General features: G+C 34.7%; 24 protein-coding genes, 1 pseudogene and 1 riboswitch. Of the genes and pseudogenes, 7 read left to right on the plus strand and 18 right to left on the minus strand.

From position 1 onward, the window contains the following. Positions 1–8: 8 nt before the first annotated feature. The gene (locus tag IEV35_RS16490; RefSeq protein ID WP_188385768.1) at positions 9–542 is read right to left on the minus strand and encodes a YceI family protein; all 534 of its coding nucleotides are present in this window, start codon (positions 540–542) and stop codon (positions 9–11) included. A gap of 251 nt (positions 543–793) precedes the next feature. On the opposite strand from IEV35_RS16490, the gene IEV35_RS16495 reads away from it, so the two are divergent. The 6 genes from IEV35_RS16495 (at position 794) to IEV35_RS16520 (ending at position 8,294) form a co-directional block, all read left to right on the plus strand. Then, positions 794–1,069 (plus strand): phage holin, encoded by a 276-nt coding sequence (locus IEV35_RS16495; RefSeq protein ID WP_188385769.1) that lies wholly within the window; start codon positions 794–796, stop codon positions 1,067–1,069. After that, positions 1,044–2,462, plus strand: coding sequence for an N-acetylmuramoyl-L-alanine amidase family protein (locus IEV35_RS20230; RefSeq protein ID WP_229740783.1), 1,419 nt, complete (start codon positions 1,044–1,046; stop codon positions 2,460–2,462). The genes IEV35_RS16495 and IEV35_RS20230 overlap by 26 nt, the downstream gene beginning before the upstream one ends. A 159-nt stretch (positions 2,463–2,621) precedes the next feature. Further along, positions 2,622–4,412: a M3 family oligoendopeptidase gene (locus tag IEV35_RS16505; protein ID WP_188385770.1), complete on the plus strand. Its 1,791-nt coding sequence runs from the start codon at positions 2,622–2,624 to the stop codon at positions 4,410–4,412. Positions 4,413–4,475: 63 nt separating this feature from the next. Beyond that, a riboswitch (TPP riboswitch) is annotated at positions 4,476–4,576 on the plus strand. A 118-nt stretch (positions 4,577–4,694) separates the two neighbouring features. Continuing rightward, positions 4,695–5,258 (plus strand): energy-coupled thiamine transporter ThiT, encoded by a 564-nt coding sequence (thiT, locus tag IEV35_RS16510; RefSeq protein ID WP_188385771.1) that lies wholly within the window; start codon positions 4,695–4,697, stop codon positions 5,256–5,258. 162 nt (positions 5,259–5,420) lie between these two features. After that, positions 5,421–6,836 carry a hypothetical protein gene (locus IEV35_RS16515; protein ID WP_188385809.1) on the plus strand — a complete coding sequence of 472 codons (1,416 nt, stop codon included), beginning with the start codon at positions 5,421–5,423 and terminating at the stop codon, positions 6,834–6,836. A 78-nt stretch (positions 6,837–6,914) separates the two neighbouring features. Continuing rightward, complete coding sequence (locus IEV35_RS16520) at positions 6,915–8,294, plus strand: Glu/Leu/Phe/Val family dehydrogenase (RefSeq protein WP_188385772.1); 1,380 nt, start codon at positions 6,915–6,917, stop codon at positions 8,292–8,294. A gap of 375 nt (positions 8,295–8,669) precedes the next feature. Here the strand turns inward: IEV35_RS16520 and IEV35_RS16525 are convergent, their stop codons facing one another. The 14 genes and pseudogenes from IEV35_RS16525 to IEV35_RS20345 all read right to left on the minus strand — a co-directional run bounded on the left by IEV35_RS16525 (position 8,670) and on the right by IEV35_RS20345 (position 17,624). Next, positions 8,670–8,831, minus strand: coding sequence for a hypothetical protein (locus IEV35_RS16525; protein WP_188385773.1), 162 nt, complete (start codon positions 8,829–8,831; stop codon positions 8,670–8,672). Position 8,832: 1 nt separating this feature from the next. Next, the gene (locus IEV35_RS16530) at positions 8,833–10,092 is read right to left on the minus strand and encodes a Ger(x)C family spore germination protein (protein WP_188385774.1); all 1,260 of its coding nucleotides are present in this window, start codon (positions 10,090–10,092) and stop codon (positions 8,833–8,835) included. Next, the gene (locus IEV35_RS16535; protein ID WP_188385810.1) at positions 10,085–10,942 is read right to left on the minus strand and encodes a GerAB/ArcD/ProY family transporter; all 858 of its coding nucleotides are present in this window, start codon (positions 10,940–10,942) and stop codon (positions 10,085–10,087) included. Before IEV35_RS16535 ends, IEV35_RS16530 begins: the two co-directional genes overlap by 8 nt. After that, positions 10,927–11,175, minus strand: coding sequence for a hypothetical protein (locus tag IEV35_RS16540; RefSeq protein WP_188385775.1), 249 nt, complete (start codon positions 11,173–11,175; stop codon positions 10,927–10,929). The genes IEV35_RS16535 and IEV35_RS16540 overlap by 16 nt, the downstream gene beginning before the upstream one ends. A 10-nt stretch (positions 11,176–11,185) precedes the next feature. Beyond that, a pseudogene (locus IEV35_RS16545) lies at positions 11,186–12,729 on the minus strand (spore germination protein). A gap of 70 nt (positions 12,730–12,799) precedes the next feature. After that, complete coding sequence (locus IEV35_RS16550) at positions 12,800–13,657, minus strand: DUF421 domain-containing protein (protein ID WP_188385776.1); 858 nt, start codon at positions 13,655–13,657, stop codon at positions 12,800–12,802. 14 nt (positions 13,658–13,671) lie between these two features. Further along, complete coding sequence (locus IEV35_RS16555; protein ID WP_188385777.1) at positions 13,672–13,875, minus strand: DUF1657 domain-containing protein; 204 nt, start codon at positions 13,873–13,875, stop codon at positions 13,672–13,674. A 22-nt stretch (positions 13,876–13,897) separates the two neighbouring features. Next, positions 13,898–14,248, minus strand: a complete 351-nt coding sequence (gene spoVAE / locus IEV35_RS16560) for a stage V sporulation protein AE (RefSeq protein WP_188385778.1) — start codon at positions 14,246–14,248, stop codon at positions 13,898–13,900. Then, positions 14,245–15,261, minus strand: coding sequence for a stage V sporulation protein AD (spoVAD, locus tag IEV35_RS16565; RefSeq protein ID WP_188385779.1), 1,017 nt, complete (start codon positions 15,259–15,261; stop codon positions 14,245–14,247). Before spoVAD ends, spoVAE begins: the two co-directional genes overlap by 4 nt. Further along, positions 15,262–15,741 carry a stage V sporulation protein AC gene (spoVAC, locus tag IEV35_RS16570; protein WP_188385780.1) on the minus strand — a complete coding sequence of 160 codons (480 nt, stop codon included), beginning with the start codon at positions 15,739–15,741 and terminating at the stop codon, positions 15,262–15,264. A gap of 18 nt (positions 15,742–15,759) precedes the next feature. Continuing rightward, positions 15,760–16,242: a hypothetical protein gene (locus tag IEV35_RS16575; protein ID WP_229740784.1), complete on the minus strand. Its 483-nt coding sequence runs from the start codon at positions 16,240–16,242 to the stop codon at positions 15,760–15,762. A gap of 43 nt (positions 16,243–16,285) precedes the next feature. Beyond that, the gene (locus tag IEV35_RS16580) at positions 16,286–16,492 is read right to left on the minus strand and encodes a DUF1657 domain-containing protein (RefSeq protein ID WP_188385782.1); all 207 of its coding nucleotides are present in this window, start codon (positions 16,490–16,492) and stop codon (positions 16,286–16,288) included. 226 nt (positions 16,493–16,718) lie between these two features. Then, on the minus strand, positions 16,719–17,429 hold the full coding sequence (locus IEV35_RS16585; protein WP_188385783.1) for a hypothetical protein: 711 nt from the start codon (positions 17,427–17,429) through the stop codon (positions 16,719–16,721). Between the two features lie 63 nt (positions 17,430–17,492). Then, positions 17,493–17,624, minus strand: coding sequence for a hypothetical protein (locus IEV35_RS20345; protein ID WP_268237936.1), 132 nt, complete (start codon positions 17,622–17,624; stop codon positions 17,493–17,495). A gap of 116 nt (positions 17,625–17,740) precedes the next feature. Between IEV35_RS20345 and IEV35_RS16590 the strand changes: the two genes are divergently transcribed. Beyond that, positions 17,741–18,151: a YwpF family protein gene (locus IEV35_RS16590; RefSeq protein ID WP_188385784.1), complete on the plus strand. Its 411-nt coding sequence runs from the start codon at positions 17,741–17,743 to the stop codon at positions 18,149–18,151. Positions 18,152–18,190: 39 nt separating this feature from the next. Here the strand turns inward: IEV35_RS16590 and IEV35_RS16595 are convergent, their stop codons facing one another. From IEV35_RS16595 to IEV35_RS16605, 3 genes are all read right to left on the minus strand, one after another. Next, positions 18,191–19,528 (minus strand): (Fe-S)-binding protein, encoded by a 1,338-nt coding sequence (locus IEV35_RS16595; protein ID WP_188385785.1) that lies wholly within the window; start codon positions 19,526–19,528, stop codon positions 18,191–18,193. After that, positions 19,525–20,934, minus strand: coding sequence for a glycolate oxidase subunit GlcD (gene glcD / locus IEV35_RS16600; RefSeq protein WP_188385786.1), 1,410 nt, complete (start codon positions 20,932–20,934; stop codon positions 19,525–19,527). The genes IEV35_RS16595 and glcD overlap by 4 nt, the downstream gene beginning before the upstream one ends. Before the next feature lie 90 nt (positions 20,935–21,024). Beyond that, the gene (locus tag IEV35_RS16605) at positions 21,025–22,128 is read right to left on the minus strand and encodes a CdaR family transcriptional regulator (protein WP_188385787.1); all 1,104 of its coding nucleotides are present in this window, start codon (positions 22,126–22,128) and stop codon (positions 21,025–21,027) included. Positions 22,129–22,215: the final 87 nt, after the last annotated feature.

Raw genomic sequence — 22,215 nt, forward strand, 5'->3', positions numbered from 1 at the left:
CTTTTTTCTTATGCTTGTTTATGTGCTTCTAATTCAATGTTAATTTTAACTTCTTCTCCTACAAGTACACCGCCAGTTTCTAGTGCAGCATTCCATACAAGGCCGAAATCTTTACGGTTAAGTTTAGTTGAACCACTAAAACCAGCAACTTCATTTCCCCAAGGGTCTTTTCCAACACCTTCAACAGTAACATCGAAAGTAACTGGTTTAGTTACACCTCGAAGTGTAAAGTCCCCTGTAACATCATAATTGTCATCAGATTTTTTCTTAATGTCAGTTGCAACAAATGTCATCTTAGGATGATTGGCAATATCAAAGAAATCATTGGAACGTAAATGATTATCTCTATCTTCATTTCTTGTATCAATACTATTTAGCTCTACTGAAAATTCAATCTTTGCATCAGTTAAATCATTTGGATCTGCCTCTACAGTTGCATCAAAATTATTGAATGCTCCTCTTACTTTAGAAATCATCATATGTTTTACAGTAAATTCTAATGCACTGTGACTTTTATCAACTTGCCAAACTGCTTTTGTCATAAAATTCTCCTCCAATTAGTTATGATTCATATTCAACTTACTTTACGTAACCATTATAGCGTTAAATTATATGTAAGTCAATATACTTAAATTAAATAATTTCAAATTCGAGATAATTTTAAGTAACCCTTACTAGTGGTATTTATCGATTGTAGTTATAGAATGAGGATGTTTTACGGATAAATGCCGTTACGTACGCAGTGTTTAATACACATATTATTATATACCCCTAATTTGGAGGTGAAGAAAGAATGGACAAAGGTACAGTTATACGGACTTCCATTTTGTTTGTTGCATTAATAAATCAATTACTGGTCATTTTTGGTAAATCACCATTACCAATTGATAGCGAAATTATTGAACAAGTAGTATCAGCAATTTTTACAACAATTACTGCACTAATTACGTGGTTTAAAAATAATTATATAACTAAGAGAGGAAAAGACCAGAGGGAAGCTTTACGAGAAAAGGGATTAATTAAAGTGAAGGAGCGAAAATCAAATGGTAAAACCAATCTTAATCATTGATCCCGGTCATGGAGGGAATGATCCTGGCGGTGGTAGTAATCGATTTTGGAAGGAAAAAGACCTAGTATTAAAAATTTCTTTATATCAATATAATCGCTATAAGGAATTAGGAGTACCAGTTGCAATTACTAGAACAACGGATATTACTCTGTCTCCTGATGAAAGGACGAGAATTGTAAGAGAAAGTGGAGCGAGATATTGCCATTCGAATCATATTAATGCTGGTGGTGGAGATGGTGCAGAAGTAATCCATTCTATTTATGATGGTAAAGATATGGCTGAACGTATCGCCCAAGAATTTAGGAGAGTAGGGCAAAATGTAAGAAGAATATTTACAAGGACATTACCTGGTAATAGTGGATTGGATTATTATTTTATGATTCGTGAAACAGGTACCGTCATAACGAACATTATCGAATATGGATTTGCAGATTCACCAGGGGATGATGTAGAACAATTACGTACTAATCATTTACTGTATGCAGAAGTGGTTGTTAAAGCATTTTGTGATTTTGCTGGCTATACGTATCGATCGACAGACGGTGGAGCTGGAAATGTCGATAATCCAATCAACCCACCAACAAATAACGAAGATAATTCTACAGGGCAATATATTCATTTACCGGCTACGGAGAATTCTTGGCGAGTATATCCGCTAAACGTAGCACCTGTTAAGGGAAATGAAAAAGGGTTTTTAAATCCAGCAAAGTTTGGTGGGTTAACATATGAAATATTAGGAAACCCACAATCTCATGTGTATATTATAAAAACAAGTGATTTCGGGAGAGTACAAATTTATGGCCATCCAAGCACTGGTGCGAAGATAAATAAGAATAGTGGAAACAATAATAGTAACCCAAAGCCCTCTAGTGGAACGGCAGATCCTACAAATAAACATCTTCATCTTCCATCTTCAGCGAGTTCGTGGAGAGTTTATCCATTAGGTGTATCGCCTGTTAAAGGAAATGAAGTAGGTTTTTTAAACCCTAAAAAGTTTGGTGGATTAACATATGAAGTGTTAGGGAGTACGCAATCCCATGTTTATATTATCCAAACAAGCGATTTTGGCAGAGTGCAAATCTATGCCCATCCAAATACGGGTGCTACTATTAGTGATGATGATCGCCGAGTATCTCCTTCCACATTACAAGGTACTGGGGATAAATTCTTAAATTTACCTGCATCATCAAGTTCATGGAGGGTTTATCCGTTAAATAAAGCTCCAATAAAAGGAAATGAAAGTGGATTTTTAAATCCAAAGAAATTTGGTGGATTAAAATATAAGATACAAGGTAATACCCAATCTCACGTATATATTATTGAAACCCAAGACTTTGGCCGAGTGCAAATATATGCACACCCGAATACAGGAGCTACTATCTCTAATAGCTAGTAAACTATCGAAATACGAGGAAAATTTACTAATAAATTTTCCTTGTATTTTATTTCGGTATTAGAATATTTCGGATATCAAAATATTTTTGATGAAATCTGTAGTGATTATTGATAAAATAGGAATATATTTTAATTTTTAAATAAAGGGAGAGATTGGATGCAGCATCTTACAGAATATGAAAAAACATGGGATTTGAACGTTATTTTTCCAGGAGGAAGCAAATCAAAAGTTTTTCAAGACTATCTTACAAATGTAGAAAAAGAAATGGAAGGACTATCACAATTAGTTCACAGTTTTAATCCGAATGAACAACAAAATCTAGTTAAACCATTAACTATGATTATTAATACATTAGAAACAACTACAAAAAAACTTCGTGAATCTTTTGCTTTTATAAGTTGTTTAAGCGCACAAAATGTGAAGGATGAAGATGCAAATCTATTAGTTGGTCGCCGGAGCTCTTTAGGTGCTAAAATGGGTGGAATACGTACAGTCCTAAATGAGAAATTAGTATCTGTTCCCGATGAAAAATGGCAGGAAATTATTAAAAGTGAGCCACTTAAAGAGGTTGCCTTTGTTTTAAATGAAACGAGAAATTCAGCAAGAGAACTGCTATCAACGGAACAAGAAATTCTAATTAATGACCTTGCGGTAGATGGATATCATGCATGGGGACAGATGTATCAAACTGTTGTAGGTAAGATGTCTGTGGAAATTGAGGAAGACGGTGAAGTAAAGTATTACTCAGTTGGTCAAGCTGCAAATAAACTAAGTAATCCTAATGCAAACTATCGTAAATATGTCTTCGAACAACTATCGAAAGCATGGGCTGAAAATGCTGACTTATTTGGTCAAACATTAAATCATTTAGCAGGTTTTCGCTTGCAGAAATATAAGCATCGAGGTTGGGAAAATGTATTAAAAGAGCCATTAAAAATTAACCGTATGAAGCAGGAAACATTAGATGCGATGTGGAATGCTATTACAAATAATAAAAAACATTTTGTGAGATACTTGAATAAAAAAGCAGAACTACTCGGTAAAGAAAAATTAAGTATGTATGATATTGGTGCTCCATTATCTAAATCAGTAAAAACAGTACCTTATTCGGAAGGCGCACAATTTATCATTCAAAACTTTGAGAAATTTAGTCCCAAAATGGCATCATTTGCCCAAATGGCTTTTGAAAAGAGATGGATTGAAGCAGAGGATCGGGCAGGCAAACGACCTGGTGGATTTTGTACTAGTTTTCCGGATAGTGAACAAACCCGTATTTTTATGACTTATTCTGGAACTGCATCAAACATATCAACACTGGCACATGAATTAGGACATGCCTATCATCAACATGTCATGAATAATGTTCACGGGATGAATCAAGGATATGCAATGAACGTAGCAGAGACTGCATCAACATTTGCGGAAATGATTGTTGCCGATGCATCTGTTAAAAGTGCAGAAACTAAAGAGGAAAAATTGGAGCTGTTGGAAGATAAAATCCAACGAAGTGTAGCATTCTTTATGAATATTCATGCAAGATTTCTCTTTGAAACAAGGTTCTATGAGGAAAGAAAAAGTGGTATGGTATCAGTAAATCGTTTGAATGAATTAATAGTTGAGGCTCAAAAGGAAGCGTATTGTAATGCATTAGATGAATATGATCCGAATTTCTGGTCATCTAAACTACACTTCCATATTACGGGAACTCCTTTCTATAATTTCCCATATACATTTGGCTATTTGTTTAGTTTGGGAATCTATGCTTATGCGAAAAAGAGTGAGAGTGGTTTTGAAGATGAATATATTGCTTTGTTACAAGATACAGGCCGGATGGATGTCGAAGAATTAGCAATGAAACATTTACAAGTTGATCTTACAAAGCCTGACTTTTGGGAAGAAGCAATTGCACTTTGTGTAAAAGATGTGGAAGAGTTTATTTCTCTCTAATTAGTATTATTTGCTAAAAATTGCTTCATGGGCTACAATACAAGTAACAAAAAAAGCGAATATTAAGTCCACAAGGGGAGCGTATTGCTGAGAGTGAACAATTTGTTCTGACCCTTTGAACCTGTTAGTTAGTACTAGCGTAGGGATGGTGGCTTTTTTGATGGAATTAAAAGTAGTGTGAGCGGAATTCCCCATCAGGAAGCTTCCCCTTGGCACTGCTTTTTTTGTATCTAAAAATCTATTTAATTAGGTTTTTGAATACATTTGGGGAGGAAGTAAAACATGAGTTCGAAAAAAACGTTATTTATGGTTGAAGTAGCTATATTCACAGCCTTAGCTTTAGTCTTAGATCTTCTACCAGCTTTTAAGATGCCTAATGGTGGATCAATCTCATTTGCAATGATACCTGTATTTATTGTTGCTTTTAGATGGGGGTTAAAAGGAGGTCTACTATCGGGGTTGTTATGGGGATTACTTCAATTAGCTTTTGGACCATCCATTTTTAACCTTTTTCAGGCACTTATTGAATATGGATTTGCTTTTACAGTTCTTGGGGTTGCAGGAATCTTTGCAAAACCGATTCAACAAACTCTTAAGGATGGAAAATTGTTCAAAAGATTTACGTATATTACACTAGGCGTATTTATCGGTTCTGCTCTACGTTTCCTTGCACATTTTTATGCTGGAATTGTATTCTGGGGTAGTTATGCACCAGAAGGTCAACCGGTATGGCTATATTCATTAATCTATAACGGTTCTTATATGTTACCATCATTTATATTATCATCCATAGTCGTATTTTTCTTGTTTATCAAGCAACCAAGAACGTTATTACAATCTGCATAAAAAGAGTTTATTCCGCTCACAAAAGAGTAATCTCATTGGAGGTTACTCTTTTTTTGGGTTTAAAAGCAATTAGAACTTTATTCCTATTTTTTGTTATTCTTCCTTCACCGCATGGTTTAAGTCGGCATAGGCTATAGCACAACGGATGAAAGGAAGATGAATGTGGAACTGACGTTTGCACATTGGTTATATGGGTTTTTTACCCTTGCGATTATTATTACGATGATATTCCGAAAAGGGGTTGTCCTTCCAACTTTACTCGGTACGTTTGTAATCGCATGGGTGTATAAGGGGAATATAGTAGATGGATTTACAGCTATTTTTAATGCCAATCTTATTGCAGCACAAGAGTTATTTAATATATTCTTAATCATCACCTTTATGTTAGCTTTACTCAATTCTTTGAAGGATTTAGGTGCTGATGTCAGAATGATTCAGCCAATTCAAAAGGTAATGGTAAATGGTCATATATCATTCTTTGTTTTAGTAGCTACTACCTATGTCATTTCTTTATTCTTTTGGCCAACGCCAGCTGTACCATTAATTTGTGCACTACTTGTCCCAGCAGCAGTAAGAGCGGGTCTCCCACCAATAACGGCAGCGGTAGCAATTGCACTAGCTGGTCAAGGAATGGCTTTATCTTCCGATTATATTGTTCAAGTAGCCCCAGGATTATCGGCAACATCTGTGGGCGTAGATGCAGGTTTAGTTGCAGATAAAGCATTAATCATGTCAATAATTGCTGGTGGAGTTGCTATAGTACTTGCTTATTTTATGTATCGAAAATCCATTCGTTCTAAAGATGATCCGAAAAATATTACAGAACTGAAGACGTTAAATGCTGCTGAAAGTAGTGATAATAAGGCGAAAACTAGTAATCTAACAAGATGGAGTAAAATATTTGCAGTTTTTGTTCCACTCTCCTTATTAATAGTTGTTATTTATATGATGTATAATAAATTGTTTACAAGTAGCGGTGGCTTAGTAGGAGGGGATGGCGCTGCATTTGTTGGCGGTGTTGCAGTAATTTTATTACTACTATCCACTGTAGCATTTGGGAAACATCACGCCCTTGATTATATTACGAATCATATTACTGACGGTTTTGTATTTGCGTTTAAAGCGATGGGGCCTGTGATACCAATTGCTGGATTTTTCTTTTTAGGTAGTGGCGATTTTGCTGGAAGCATTTTAGGGGTTGAAGAAGGACCATCCTTATTATTTGGGCTAGTAGAAGCTACGCAAGAATTTTTACCACAGAGTGCATTATTATCCGCATTTAGTCTTCTTATCATTGGGATCATTACCGGATTAGATGGTTCAGGATTCTCTGGCCTTCCATTAACTGGTGCCCTTGCTGCTTCCTTAGAAACAACAGGGATGGACGCTGCAACTCTTGCAGCAATTGGGCAAATGGGAGCTATATGGACAGGTGGAGGAACTATTATAGCATGGTCTTCTTTAATTGCGATTGCAGGTTTTTGTGGGGTATCGGTAATGGATTTAGTACGGAAAAACTTCATCCCAGTTATTGTAGGGTTAATCGTCATGACGTTGGCAGTAGTGTTTATTCTGTAAATTTAGAAAATTATTCATTGGTATCATACGTTGAGTTTGTTACAATATTACTAATGAGTAAATATTGGGGGTAATGTTTTGGCAAATCAAACTGTTGATATCGTTAAAAATTCATTAAAAGCATTGATTGAAGACAAATCATTTTTACCTGAGTTAAATGGAGAGGGGAGAAAAAAAGCATTTACGTCATTGCTTTCTATTCTCTCTACTCCTGATCATGTGAACAAATCATATTTGAGGATTGCTCTTGAGAATGGTCAGGTTGTCCGAGTTCCTTCTTTTCGGGTACAACATAATAATGTTCTGGGCCCTTATAAGGGAGGGATACGATTCCACGAATCGGTCAATGAAGATGAAGTAGTAAATTTAGCTGCGTTAATGACGCTAAAAAATGCATTACATGAAGTACCTTTTGGGGGCGGAAAGGGTGGCGTTGTCATTAATCCAAGAGAATATAGTGAGAGGGACCTATATGTCATTTGTAAAAAATATGTCCAATATTTTAGTGATATACTTGGTCCTGATAAAGACATCCCCGCACCTGATGTAGGAACTGGTGAAAGAGAAATGGATTGGATGATGGCTGAATATAAGAGTATTCGTCCGGGAGAATCATATCGTGGTAGTTTCACAGGGAAAAGTGTTATCAATGGTGGGTCTCTTGGAAGAAGGGAAGCTACAGGAAAAGGGGTATATTATACATTCCGGTATCTTCTATATGATTTCATGCGAACACAGGAGAAATGGTTAACAGATAGAAATAATATATTTGCTAAAACAGCACTATCCTTAAAGGATAAGTCATTAAAGCTAGCTGTTCAGGGATTTGGTAACGTAGGATCTGTTGCGGCTTTGTCTGCTTACCAATGCAACCATTTAAATAATAAAGTTGTTGCTGTTAGTGATCGGAATGTCACATTATATAATTCAGATGGACTGGATATACCTGGATTGGTAAGCTTTGTAGCTAACAATAAAGGTGACCTTCCGACATCAGAAGAACAATTACTTGATGCAGATATAAAGGCCACTATTTTAAGTCGAGAGGAAATCCTCACTTTAGAAGTGGATGTACTGTTTCTAGCTGCCCTTGAAAATCAAGTTCACCAAGAGAATATGAAAGAAATCCAAGCAAAAATTATTGTAGAAGGGGCCAATGCACCTGTAACCACTGATGCGGATCGTTATTTAAGCGAAAAAGGCATTATCATCATACCAGATATTTTAGCGAATGCTGGAGGGGTTATTGTTTCATATTTAGAATGGCTTCAAGGTAGAGAGACACAATTTTATAGTGAAGAACAAGTATTTAAAAAGCAATTTGAAAAAATGAAGCATACATTTGACTCCGTATACCCGCAGTTCTTTGGTGATGATTTTCCATTACGAGCAAATTGTTATATTCATGCTGTGATGAAGCTATCCACGATTTTATATAGACAAGGGAAACTATATTAAATAACGATGATGTTAGGACAAAAGTAGTTCTATCAAAGGTAAAACCGAACATTATTGAATGTGCATATAACCCGCCCCCGGAAATATACTTCGCTTTCACTTTCGAGTACAGGGGCGACATCTGCTCGACAAAACCGTCGCAGTGTCTACCTTGCCGCGGGCGGCTGGTGAGCCAGGCTACTACAACGAGTTTGCTTCCTTGCTGCCTTGCACCGAGGAAGCCTTCTGCGTAGCTTTACTCGCAGACGCAGGTGCATTCTCGGGGTCTCACCTATGCCTTTCTTCCTGCAGGAGTCTCTGTATATTTCCGGGGGCTAATGTAGAGCTTGTTCGTCTTATATTATCCTCGATCGAATTATGTCAAAACCTCATCTTTTAAAACTTTAGAAAAGTAGAGAAGGGGATAACCATTATAGCAACCGCTAAAATAAAGACAGTAATCGACCCAATTTTATTTTTCTCATTCCAAAGTGTGATGGAAAACCCAAGTGTGTAAAAGAACATGATTAATATGACAGTCACGATAACAATTGTCACCTTAATCCCTAACCTCCTCAAAACTCGGTAAATCACCCTGCCTTCCAAACTTTCCGAGTTTGATGTCTACTGAAACATCTATTTTCATATCTGGATATGTTTTCATCCAATCAAATTCCACCCACTGTGGTATCGTAAGAAATTTTTTACGCGCAATCGTGGACCATCCAAAAGGCTCTGTTTCATATTCTTCTTGTGTTTTTGTTACTAATGCATCTATTTTTTCTTGTAGTACTTTTTTAAATTGATTCTTTAGTTCCACTTTCTTCTCCGGATTTAACTGATAATCTGTCATAGAGTGATTTGAAAGAACTTCTATTAGTAATGGCACTATAACATCTATCTGTGGAGGGTCTTTTTTTAGCTTCATCTTAACATCAACTTTGCCATCTAACATCACCTTAGTTGTTACCCGGTAATTTTCGTCAAATGGGTCCGGAAAGGTAGCTAGTATTTGTTGTGCGTCTAATGTGGGATTTAATAAAAATGCTAGTTGAGTTTCTTCAATAGTTAGTGTATCAATCATTTTTCCTTCTTTAAATACGGCAGAACCAGCAAATTGAGTTGGATTAGTTTCTCCTTCATAGTCAAATTCACCTGCAACAATTTGATCAATTTCTGTCCCTTTTCGTGTTTTGTCACTTTTTTCAGTTGTACCATAAATACCGAGATATAAATCAGCATCAGCTTCTGTAATTCGAAAAAATGTATTTAAATCAGAAGGAGGTAACATACCAGTTTCTTTTCCACGTTCGAACATTAGATCAAAATAGCGATGAGGTCTTGTTTCAAGCCTCGGTTGATTATTTTGTAAAAAGGTTGCAGTACTCTCCTTCGTAATCAAAAATTTCGTATCTCTTCTTATTTCCATTTCTTTTGTCGCATCGTAAATCCATCTAATAAATTTCTCATCACGGGCAAATTCCTCTGAAACTATAATTAGTTTCAAAATATCATATGTCACTTGTTTAGCTATAACTACATTAGCTAAATTTCGTGACGTGACGAAATCATCTGCAATAAATGAAATAATCTCTCGGGGCGGCTCATCTGTATTTCCACCTTGAGCTGCTGAGCCGGCTTCCGGATTTGCAATAAGATAGGAAACTTTCACTCGCTGTTCATCTTCTTCCGCTTTATCTAATCCAATTGCAATGACATAGGCCTGTTCTTCACTCTCTCTTTGATCCCAGCAGCCAGCAAGAAGGAAGAGAAGAGATAATAGCATAATAAGTAAATGGATAGCTTTTATCTTATTCATTTTTGAGTACTCCTTTAACCTTTGCAATAACCCATATTAAGAAAGGTAAAAGGAATAATATAGGAGATGCCCCCCATAGTAGTCCTTCCCTCAAAACAAATATTGTATCTGATGGCGTTTCTGGTAAAATTCCAATAAATACTACTATAGTCGCTAGCGATGGGATAATATATTCAAAATGTTTAATGTGAAAAAGATGTCCAAAAAGTAGTGCAGTTAGGAAAAGATAGGCAGCGAATCGGACGATAGACTCAATAATCCAAAAGGGAAAGAAAAATGTTTCCAAGTTAGCTAAAAATCCTACCGATATCGTTCGGATCACCTCATGAAATGGATAATTTAATTGCATTACAGTAGTGTAATCAAATAAAAACACGTAACTAATCATACCTATTACCATATTAGCCACAATAACGAATAGAGCAATCCATGTACCTTTTTTGAAAACATTTGTATTTTTTACATAGGGGATTATAAAAAACAAAAATACAAAGTCCCCAAATATCGATAACTTTAATGAACTTTCTTTAACTATTTCCCATGCTCCAGGACCAAAAATCGGAAATAGAAAGTTAGCATTACCTTGTCCCATAGTTAGTAATAAAGCAACAAAAAAGGAGAACTGAATATAAGGAAAGGATAACCAAGCGACAGAACCTATTTGTTCAAGCCCTCTTTTTGCTCCATATGCACAAATGACCATTAAAATTCCGTATACAATTATAGTTGGAGTTTTAGTAAAATACATGGTTCCAATGATATCTGCATAAATTGCGGTATCGATTATTAAAGCAGATATTAAAAAGATCCATAGTATGAATAATATAATCCAGCTTAAAAACTTCCAAATAAGGAGTCGAAGATATCAAATAAATTATTTTGTTTTGAGTTTGTTACTACACGAATTAACAAATATATTGGTAAGATAACGAAAATCCCATTAAGTAATGGTGTCATCCACGCAGCATTAAATAGTGATTCAAATAAAATTGCTGGAGTATCGTCAACTACTTTTGGACTAATCATGATGATCGCTAGTGCAATATATTCTTTTAATCCAATTTTCCCCGCAGATTGCTCCATTCAAATCTTCCTATCTTTTTTTCATATCTTTAGGTTTTAAATAGCCAGGTCTAAAGACTACATGTTTTAGTAGCTTTCGGAAAACTGTATCACCTGAAGATACATAACTAGGTGTCATTGGTGAAAGATACGGTACCCCAAATGACTTTATAGAAACAAGATAAAACATTCCAGCTGTAAAGAATGCACTAATGCCATAAAGTCCAAAGAGACTTGCACTTAATAGCAATAAGAATCTGCTTATTCGAATAGAAAAATTTAAACTAATATCCCCGATTGCAAAGGAACTTAATCCACCTAACGCAACTATAATAACAACAATAGGACTTACTATATTTGCTTGGACTGCTGCTTGTCCTAGGATAAGTGGACCAACAATACCTATTGTTGGTCCAATTGGACTCGGCACCCTTAATCCTGCTTCTCGTATCAACTCAAATGCAATTTCCATAATAAATACCTCAATTGCAGCTGGGAAAGGTACTTTTTCTCGAGTAGCAGCTATAGCTAATAAAAGATCTGGTGGGATCATCTCTGAATGGAATGTAACAACAGCAACATACATTGCTGATGTAAACAATGTTGTAAATAACGCCAAAAACCGTAAAATCCTAGTGAAATTTCCATAAGGAAATCGTAAATAATGGTCTTCTGAATTGTGATAAAATGACCAAAATGTTGCTGGAAGAACTAAAGAAGCTGGTGAATTATCCATAAGTAAGACAATATGACCATCTTCTATAAAAGAGGAAGCTCGGTCTGGACGCTCCGTATATAAAATAGTAGGAAATATGGAATATTTTCGTACTTCTATTTGTTGTTCCAATAGTCCAAGGTTTTGGATTGCATCAACATCAAGGGATTTGAGTCGATTTCGAATGTTATTTAATAGTTTATCGCTCACTAAATCTTGTTGATAAAGTATATATAATTCATTATGTGAACGTTTAGAAACCGTTACAGACTCAACTACCAGATTTTCGTTTCTTATCTTTTTTCTTATAAGTGATATATTTGTAGAGGCCTTTTCATTAAATGCTTCCTTTGGCCCTTTTACAACTGTTTCATTTTCAGCTTTTTCTAATTTCGTCCTTCAAATTGGGCAGCATTTAATACATAAACTTCACTTTCACCATGAATGAATAAGGCAACATTTCCTTTATTGATTTCTACAAGAACATCCTTGATTACTTTTTTTGTTTTTATAGAATTATTTGAGATAATATCAATAATCTGTCTATTAGCATCTTTGTTAGAAAGTAAAGGCTTAATAATTACATCTTCAATATGTTGGGTCTTTGTAATTGTATCAATAAATAAGATTGCAGCTTGTTTATTAAGTCCAGAAATATGTATGTGTCTAATGATTACGTCTTGATTAATTGTATAGGAATATATCGATTTAAAGGTTTCAATCGTCTTGTTCAAATCAGGAAGAATAGGCGATTCCTTAATACTTATATCCTTCTGAGATGATTGTTCTTTAATAGATGTATTGTCCTTAATTACTTTTTGAAATCTACTCCTTAGCATATAATTAGCACAACCCTTCATTTCTTACGTTTCCATGGGATTGGTGAAATTATGTATAATACGTAAAATCCTACTTTATTGAAGTAGGATTTTAACGTAAATATGGAGAAATTTGGTCAATCGCCTTTTGCAATTTTTCACTATTTCGTTTATATAATTGTTTGGATTGTTCATTTTCTGTAGAGAGAGCAAATAATTCTAAATCTGCTTGGCACTTTTTCATCGTAGCTAATAATAATGGTTTTTGAGTAGGGCTAGGTACAGCCAATGTATCATCGTATAAATCGACCGTTAATTGTCCGTCGCTATCGACTTGACCTAAAAATACATTTTCTATACTAACATTCATTTTATCTAGTTCTGCCTCGAGCCACGTCGGATTTAAAGAGATATTTGCCAGTGGTTCAAGTAGTGGTTTTCCATCCATTATCACTGTTTGAGTTTCACGATCAGGTGCTATATCTAATCCTAAATCTTTAGCTGTAATTGGCCTGTTCTCTCTTTTAGGAAGCACGTTTAGTTTTCCGTTCGGTTCTAAGACAGCAAATTCTACGTCTGCTACTTTAAAGATATTCTTTTCCCTGAGACTTTCTAACAGGTCATCTGTATTGAAATGCTCTTTCTTTAGATTGTCTTCTAATATTTTCCCGTTCTGAATGACAACTCTGCTTTTCCCTTGTGTGAAATCGCGGAAGGTTTTGCTCTTTAAAGAGAGTTGTTCAACAAGATAGGGAATAATGAACCATATAAACATTGAAATAACCGCAAAATATATCGGACTGTCGAGAGTGCTTACATGTATAGCAACAATTCCTCCTAGAACAATGCCAGTTATATATTCAAAAATGTTAAGCTGTGATAATTGTTTCATACCTAGCCATTTGGTGAAGAAAAATAAAATAACTAGTAATGAAACAGCACGAATAGTTATTTGAATCCAATCTGGCATAGTTAAAATCCTCTCTATTGATTATATTGTGGTTCTTCTCTTGCTAATAAGAGCAATTGCTTATTAAGATCTTCTTTAATTTCTTTAATTATACTCTCTACTTCTTTATATGCTTCTCTAGCTGTTAATTCATTAGTTTGATTACTAAGTATAGATAACGTAGCCTCAATACTTTTAATACTTGCATAACATGTTCTTACTTGAGATCCGACGGTCAATTTTGACAACCTCCTTAGAACATTATCCTTTAGGTTTAAATATTAATGCACCTATCATACCAAAAATAATAGCTGCAGATATGCCGGAGCTAGTCACTTCAAACATCCCTGTTATTACTCCAATAATTCCATGTTTTTCTGCTTCTTGCATTGCACCATGTACTAAAGAATTTCCGAAACTAGTAATGGGTACAGTTGCTCCCGCACCGGCAAAATCAATTAATGGCTCATACAAGCCTAGTCCGTCTAATATTGCACCAGACACGACAAGAATACTTAGTGTGTGGCCGGGACTTAATTTAAAAACATCAAACATAATTTGTCCAATGACACAAATGATACCACCAACAACAAAAGCCCAGAAAAATATCATTTCATCTCACTCCCAGCTTCAATTGATACTGCATGGGCAATACATGGAATTGGATCTTTTTGGTTTACACTTAGTGGGGAGTGAAGTGCTCCTGTTGCTACAACTAATATTTTGTCCAGTTCTTCCTTTTTCATTAAATCTAAAAAATGACCATATGTTACAACTGCGGAACAAGCCGGTCCACTACCACCTGCAAGCACAGGTTGGTCCTCGCGATAAATCTCTAGTCCACAGTCAACAAATTTTTCTTCTGGAAGATTAATATCATTTTTGTGTAATAAATCTAATGCAACTTCTCGTCCAATATGTGCTAAATCTCCTGTTATAACAAGGTCGTAATAAGAAATGTCTATATTTCGTTCCTTTAGGTGTGTCATAATCGTATCAACTGCTGCTGGAGCCATTGCGCCACCCATATTAAAAGGATCAGTCATTCCCATATCTACTATTTTTCCAATAGTAGCAGATGTTACTCTTGGTCCATTACCCTCCTTAGCAACTAAAGCACAACCTGCACCAGTTACAGTCCATTGTGCTGTTGGAGGTTTTTGACCACCATATTCTGTTGGATATCGAAATTGTTTTTCTGCTGCTGCATTATGACTAGATGTACCACTTAAAATGTAGTCTGCACCATTTCCGTTAATAATGAATGCTGCAAGTGCCAGGCTTTCCATGGATGTTGCACAAGCACTAAATAAACCAAAATAGGGTGACCCAATCGTCTTTGCTGCAAATGTAGATGGGGTAATCTGATTTATTAAATCTCCACTAATAAAGAAGGAGACTTGTTCTTTATCTATAGGACTATTTTTAATGGCATATTGACTTGCTTCTTCCATCATCATCTGTTGTGCTTTTTCAAAGGATGCTTGTTCTAACCACATATCATCATGTAAGATATTAAAAGCATGTGGAATTTTTCCGTTTGCTTCAAAAGGTCCTCCAACAGTTCCTGTAGAGATGATAACAGGGTTATTTTCGAATATCCAAGTGCGATGACCGGTCAACATTTAGAATCCACCCCAAGTAATTATTATTGTTTTTATTAAAGCAACGACAAATGCAGAAAAGACACCAAATAGGATAACAGATCCAGCTAATTTAAACATATTACCGCCTACTCCAAGAACAAACCCTTCTGTCCGATGCTCAATAGCCGCAGAAATAACTGCATTCCCAAATCCGGTTACGGGTACTGCGGAACCAGCACCTGCAAATTGGCCAATTCGATCATATACACCAAAACCAGTTAGTAGCATCGTAATAAAAATTAAAGTGGCGGTCGTTGGGTTACCAGCTGTTTGCTCCGTAAAATCAAAGAAATAAATATAAAATGTGGAAATAAGCTGACCGATAAAACAAATAAATCCACCGACTAAAAATGCTTTTATACAATTTTTTACAATAGGTCGTTTTACTTCTCTTTTATCTTGAAACGCTTGATAATTTTGCGCAATTGGTGGTAGATTTTTTTTCTTCTTATCTGCCATTTCCATTCCTACTTTCTGTTATGTTTGTTCTTTTAGTAGCTTACTGATATGTTTAAGTTCCTTATTTAGTTTTTCACGTGTAATATTGTTATTCATTAATTTGTTTTCTAATTTTTCAAGTTCAAGAATTATTTTTTTATCTGTAGCTAACTCTACATTAAGCTCGTCATCCTTAAAATGTTCATCCATTTCTTTTGAAAGTTCCTTATTGATCTTTGCTAAGTTAAATCGCTCGTGGTGTGGAATTTCAATACCAATGATAAGTAGATCATCTGAATTTACTGCTAGAACTTTTTTAATACTATCTTTTTGTGACAACAATTGTTTTGCTTCATTTGCATATTTTTGATCATAAATTTGTTCAGATGAAATTTGAGTTATGTTAATGAATGAGTCGTTGTTGGAAATAGCGCTGTCGTCATTTTTATTACATCCAGTTAGTAAAATTATTGCTGAGATGCTAATTAGAACTACAAGCTTATTAATACCCATATTCATCACCTAATTCTAAATTTATAAATAGGGGAGAGGACCTCCCCTTATTTTAAAAACCTTTATATTGTGGTTCTTCTTGCTCAAGTTGTTGTACACGAGGTTCAATTGTTTGTAATATATTAAGCGCATCTTGAGCAGCTTGTTCATACATTTGTTTTGCCTGTTTGTTTTGAGTTTGTAATGCAAATTGCTCGAAGCTAGCTTGAACACTTTTCAATCCTGCTACAGCTTGTTTAACTTGGGTACCTACTGTCATCGTTTTTTCCTCCCTAGAAATAAACTCTCAATATTATCATCTTGAAATAGAGATGAAATATACTTGTAAGGTGTTGCCAATTAAGAAAAGTCGAGGTAACTATAAAAGGCCAGACTCCTTATTTGGCTCACATGCTAAAGGGGGTCTGACCTATCTGAATCGTCAGCCTCAACTGTAGTATTTTACAATTGAGAAAGTAAATACGACGTTAAAAAGTGGTAATTATTTATTTTACATAAAATTGTATTTCTTGTACTTCATTCACATTGTCAGTCTCCTGATTATTTGATTCAAAATGTATTCCGTCAGGTACAGAGATAGTAATTGTTTCCTCATCTATCCAGCTTGCAGAGATAATGGGCCAATTGAAGTCAAATATGTTGTTTGTTATCGTTTCATTATGTAATGTAAGTATCGTCCATTTATCAATATCGATTACAATAATATTAGATAGTGGATACTGTTCCTTGGAATTTCTTGTAAATCTTAGTAACAATTTAGATTCATCTGGAGATATACTAAAATTTGCAAAAGTTGCTAAGTCTGCTACAAGATGACCAGTATTATCGGTATTCTGACTTAATAATAAATAGGAACATTGGTCATTGTTACAAGAAAACTCCAGCAAATAGACATCATTATCCTCTCGATTAAGAATACGTTCTAGGTTCATCTCTTCAATAATTTCTTGGCGATTCTCACTTCCTTGTAAAAAAGCATCTAATATGGGGATTTGTTTCAGATTAACTCGAAGTAATTCATCTTCTAATGAGAATTCAATAAATTCATCTACTTCCTCATCCCGAATCTCCTCCACTAGTTCGGGTTCACTTTGTTCTTCATTTGGTTGTCGATCGACCTTTACTATTACCGGTTCACTGTTGGAACAAGCTGCAAGTAAGATTAAGAATAAAATGATTCCAAGTAATTTTTTCATTGGATATGGACACTCCTGTTAACTAATTGTGTAACTACCACTATTATAACTTATTACTTGGATTTAGTTTATGTCATTATCATCTGTTTTCTGTATTTCTTCATATTGGATACCATCATTTAATGAATTGGCACGAATCGCTAATAAAATAATGAGAATTAATAAGGTAATTATTGTAATAAACACACTTACCATAGTGTCTTCCTCCATTAATCGTAATTAGAAAATATAACATTTTATAAATAGTTATCAATTGATTCAATATTTTGGTAAACTGAACGTAACAATATTATTTAAGGGGGGGAAGAATTATGAAGACATTTGTACTAAAAGCATTACAAATTATAGAAAGTAACAATGAAGAAATCGTTAAGACTGATATAGAATTATTAGATGGTCTTATTATTAATCGTGAAGATGACAAAAATACATGGTTAATTGAGGCATATGTTAATAATAGTTATTTTAATTACTTTGATAAGATTAGCCAACAACAGGATCAAATTATGATTGAAGTGAAAATAACAAAAGATTCAAATGCACCAGCTACATTTATTACATCTATCGATAGTATTAATAATGTAGGGGAACATATTAATGTTATTTTTACAGGAACAATCGTTGATAAAAGAAAAAGTAAAATTGAAGAGATGCTTGAAAAGTTGATTGAGAAGGGGTATGAGGGTGAAGAGTTATTAGAGACATTTAAGAAGCTCATATAAAGAAGGCTAGACCGAAAAAGCTGGCTAGCCTTCAGATTATTAATTTGTTTTATTTGCGTTCTCGTATGCTTCTAAAAGTAAGTCAACGATATGAACGGCTTGCATTTTGCCCGTGAGGCCTTCTCTTTCAATACCAAGTTGCATTTGAAGTAAGCAACCTGGATTTGCTGTAACAATTGTTTTTGCATTCGTGTTTTTCGTTTGTTTCATTTTATAATCTAATATTTGCATGGACATCTCTGACTCAACAATATTATATATCCCTGCAGACCCACAGCACCTCCCTGCATCTTTCATCTCTACATACTTAATTCCTTGTAATGATTCAAGTAGTACACGAGGTTCCATGAATGTCTTTTGACCGTTCTTCAAATGACAAGAATCTTGATAGGTAACGATCTGATTTTCTAATTTCATTTCCTTCTTATGAAATCGTAAGTCAACAAGGATACTACTAATATCTTTAATCTTCTTAGAAAATTGTAGTGCACGTTCAGACCATACAGGGTCATCTTTCAATAAATAATTATAATCCACTAGAAATGCGCCACAGCCACCTGCATTAGAAATAATATAATCCGCACCAATATTTTCAAAAGCTTCGATATTTCTTTTTGCCATTTCTTTTGCTTTTTCTCTTTCACCACTATGGCCGTGTAATGCTCCACAACAGTTTTGCGTTTTTGGTATAACAATTTCACAGCCTGCATATTGAAGAAGTTTAATAGTGGCATCATTTGTCTTCATAAATACCGTATCCATTAAACAACCAGAGAAGAAGGCAACTTTTTTCTTTTGTATACCAATCGCTGGCATATATTCTGCTCGATTTTTCATACTTCTTCTTTTTGGTACAGTTGGTAATACTTTTTCCATTGTTCTAAGTGTATCAGGGAAAAAGTTCATTATTCCGCTATATCTGGCAACTTTTTGTAAACCAGACCGTTGGTAAAAGCCAAGTAAACTTGCAGCATTAATCATTCGATCTTGGTGAGGAAATAGTTGCTTAAATACGACGCCACGAACTACCTTTTCTCCTACAGATTTTTTCTTGTTTTGATAAATAATATCTCTAGCTTGTTCTAATAGATGGCCATAGTTAACGCCAGATGGACAAACTGGTTCACATGCACGACATCCTAAGCATAAATCAAGTGAACGTTTTACATCGTCATCTGGTTCTATTTCACCATCAACTACGGCCTTCATCAAAGCAATTCTACCTCTTGGTGATTGGGATTCATCCATACCAGATTCAATATAGGTAGGACAACTAGGTAAACAGAATCCACAGCGCATACAGTTTAATAATTCATCATAATCCATTTTTTCTCGGAAATTTTCAGCAATTCTATCTTTTTTGAGTGTACTTGTCATTCTTCAACCACCACTCTTTTTCGCTCTATTGGAAACATTTTACCAGGATTCATAATATTGTTTGGATCAAAGGCTTCTTTAATATTTTGCATAATGTCCATTCCTGCTTCACCAACTTTTAAATGAAGATAGGGAAGCTTCATAGCTCCTACACCATGCTCTCCAGTTATTGTTCCACCGAGTTCAATTGCTTTATGGAAGATTTCTTCAAACGCTTTTTCTACTCTACTCATTTCTTCTTGATTTCGTATATCAGTTAAACAAGTAGGGTGGAGGTTGCCATCACCAGCGTGTCCAAAGGTACAAATAGTTACATCATATTTTTTGGCAATCTCTTGGATTGCATTAACCATGTTTGCTATTTCAGAGCGTGGAACTGTTGCGTCTTCGAGAATAGTTGTTGGTCTTAGTCGCGCTAATGCTGATAGTGCGGCTCTTCTTGCAGCTGTTAGAGCCTCTTTTTCTTCTTCTGTATTAGCTGAATTAACACTAATTGCATTATTAGCTAGACAAATTTTCGTGATTTTTTCAATATCCTTCTTAACGATATCTTCTGGTCCGTCTTGTTCAATTAATAATACGGCTTTAACATTTGTCGGTAATCCTATTTGAGCGAAATCCTCAACAGCTTTTAATGTTGGTTGATCTAAAAATTCAAGTGTTGCCGGTATAATGTGATTAGCAATAATTGCAGAAACTGATTTTGCAGCAGCCTCTAAATTTTGATAGAGTGCTAGAATCGTTTGCTTTGTTTCAGGTTTTGGAATTAGTTTTAATAACGCTTCTGTTATGATTCCAAGAGTTCCTTCCGAACCGACGAATAATCTAGTTAAATCGTAACCTGCAACATCTTTTGCTAATTTCCCACCGGTTTTTATTATTTCTCCGTTTGGTAATACAACTTCTAATCCAAGAACATAGTCACGAGTAACTCCATACTTTAGTCCCCTTAGTCCTCCAGAATTTTCATTTATATTTCCTCCAATTTGTGAAATTTTCATGGAACTAGGGTCTGGGGGATAAAACAGCCCTTTTTCTTCTATTGCTTCGATTAGTGTTTGGGTTATGACACCTGGTTGTGCACGTACAGTTAGATTTTCTTCATCAATTTCTAATATACTATTAAAATGTTTCATTAACAGAACAATTCCCCCGTGGAGTGGAGTAGTACCAGCACTTAAATTCGTACCTGACCCTCTTGGTACAATAGGGATACGATGTTGGTTACATAGTTTAACAATTTGTGATACTTCAGAAGTATTTCTTGGTGAGATTACTGCTTCTGGAAGTGACTGGAAGCCGGGTGTAGCATCATATGAATAGGTTAGTAGACTAGTCTTAGAATCTTGATAGTTTTCATTCCCGACAATTTCAATTAAAGTATTTTTCAAATGTTCATCTAACATTGGCATTCTCCTAGTTTTTAATATTATTTTAGGAAAGAAATCACTTTAATTCTATGTGTTTTTATCCAAAAAAAGATAGAAATATTGCTGTTAATTTGTATCTTTATCTAATAAGTAAAGAGCGATATAAAATATTGCAATCGAATAAGCGTTTCTTGGATTGTGACCTGTTATTGTTTCAATACGATTTAAACGATAATGGAGTGTATTAATATGGATATGTAGTTCCTCAGAAGTTTTTTTGACGTTCATATTGTTAATTAAATAAATTCTTAATGTATGAAATAACTCCTCCTCGAATGGAAGGTTTCTGAACACTTTCGAAATGAAATCTTTGCTAATATTCTTATCTATCGCACTGAAACATACTTCCAATAAAAGGTCTTCATATACATTAATTCCATCTTTCTCACCAATTGTGAGTGCATTAACTCCGTTCTCATACGATTCTTTAATGCAATATGTATTAGTAATTGTTCCTATTCCAATTGTAAGTGGAATACTTAATTTAGTTAGTATATAATTTTGCAATGATTGCATCTCTATTTTTAGTTGGGATAAGTTATATTTAATATCTTCTGTTAGAAACAATATCCGCTTGTCACCCCAGCGGATAGGTATACAATCCATCTTTAATGATAGTAATTGAATAATTTGATCTATCGTCTCAAGATTGTTATTTACATGTTTTATTTCGATGATTGAGCATCGTAGTGGTGGAGAGAGATTAATTCCTAATATTTCAGCTCGATTAGAGAATTCTTCTGATATTTCCTTCTTTTGCACCCAGTCGAAAAAATATGCCTCTATCGCTCTTCGGTGCCATTCCTTTTGTTGAATGTATATGCTTTCATTAATTAGTAATTCTGTCATTTTTTTCATCAACGACGCAAAGGGAATTATCTCATCAGGATTACCTGTTATTCCGATTACTCCAATAACATTATCATTAATTGTTATCGGTAAATTTACCCCTGGCTTGATTCCTTGCATTTTAGGAACATGTTCTGTCGTTAGTACTGTAGTACAATTATTTTTAATTGTAAGAAGTGCTCCTTCATGAAAATCACCAATTCTAGACGAATCTGTACTTGCAATTATTATTGCATTTTCATTTACAATAATAATGTGTTCATTAATTAGTTTGGTCGTTTCTTTAATGATCTTTTGACCTAAATCTTTCGTTAGTTTCATTGTAATTGCCTCCATATAATTAATAGTACTTTTCAAATATGTATATTTTCGATATAATTTTTTGAACATTCATGTCTATATTGTAAA

Source organism: Ornithinibacillus halotolerans, from assembly GCF_014637405.1.
Classification (GTDB): domain Bacteria; phylum Bacillota; class Bacilli; order Bacillales; family Amphibacillaceae; genus Ornithinibacillus; species Ornithinibacillus halotolerans.

Excerpts from the sequence above, each read along its gene's own strand:
- spoVAD (WP_188385779.1), bottom strand. The coding sequence starts at position 15,261 with ATGTTGACCGGTCATCGCACTTGGATATTCGAAAATAACCCTGTTATC.
- IEV35_RS16550 (WP_188385776.1), bottom strand. The coding sequence starts at position 13,657 with ATGCCAGATTGGATTCAAATAACTATTCGTGCTGTTTCATTACTAGTT.
- IEV35_RS16580 (WP_188385782.1), bottom strand. The coding sequence starts at position 16,492 with ATGACAGTAGGTACCCAAGTTAAACAAGCTGTAGCAGGATTGAAAAGT.
- IEV35_RS16530 (WP_188385774.1), bottom strand. The coding sequence starts at position 10,092 with ATGAATAAGATAAAAGCTATCCATTTACTTATTATGCTATTATCTCTT.
- IEV35_RS16585 (WP_188385783.1), bottom strand. The coding sequence starts at position 17,429 with ATGAAAAAATTACTTGGAATCATTTTATTCTTAATCTTACTTGCAGCT.
- glcD (WP_188385786.1), bottom strand. The coding sequence starts at position 20,934 with ATGTTAGATGAACATTTGAAAAATACTTTAATTGAAATTGTCGGGAAT.
- IEV35_RS16590 (WP_188385784.1), top strand. The coding sequence starts at position 17,741 with ATGAAGACATTTGTACTAAAAGCATTACAAATTATAGAAAGTAACAAT.
- spoVAE (WP_188385778.1), bottom strand. The coding sequence starts at position 14,248 with ATGATATTTTTCTGGGCTTTTGTTGTTGGTGGTATCATTTGTGTCATT.
- IEV35_RS16540 (WP_188385775.1), bottom strand. The coding sequence starts at position 11,175 with ATGGAGCAATCTGCGGGGAAAATTGGATTAAAAGAATATATTGCACTA.
- IEV35_RS16595 (WP_188385785.1), bottom strand. The coding sequence starts at position 19,528 with ATGACAAGTACACTCAAAAAAGATAGAATTGCTGAAAATTTCCGAGAA.
- IEV35_RS20345 (WP_268237936.1), bottom strand. The coding sequence starts at position 17,624 with ATGGTAAGTGTGTTTATTACAATAATTACCTTATTAATTCTCATTATT.
- IEV35_RS16490 (WP_188385768.1), bottom strand. The coding sequence starts at position 542 with ATGACAAAAGCAGTTTGGCAAGTTGATAAAAGTCACAGTGCATTAGAA.
- IEV35_RS20230 (WP_229740783.1), top strand. The coding sequence starts at position 1,044 with ATGGTAAAACCAATCTTAATCATTGATCCCGGTCATGGAGGGAATGAT.
- IEV35_RS16495 (WP_188385769.1), top strand. The coding sequence starts at position 794 with ATGGACAAAGGTACAGTTATACGGACTTCCATTTTGTTTGTTGCATTA.
- IEV35_RS16605 (WP_188385787.1), bottom strand. The coding sequence starts at position 22,128 with ATGAAACTAACGAAAGATTTAGGTCAAAAGATCATTAAAGAAACGACC.
- IEV35_RS16505 (WP_188385770.1), top strand. The coding sequence starts at position 2,622 with ATGCAGCATCTTACAGAATATGAAAAAACATGGGATTTGAACGTTATT.
- spoVAC (WP_188385780.1), bottom strand. The coding sequence starts at position 15,741 with ATGGCAGATAAGAAGAAAAAAAATCTACCACCAATTGCGCAAAATTAT.
- thiT (WP_188385771.1), top strand. The coding sequence starts at position 4,695 with ATGAGTTCGAAAAAAACGTTATTTATGGTTGAAGTAGCTATATTCACA.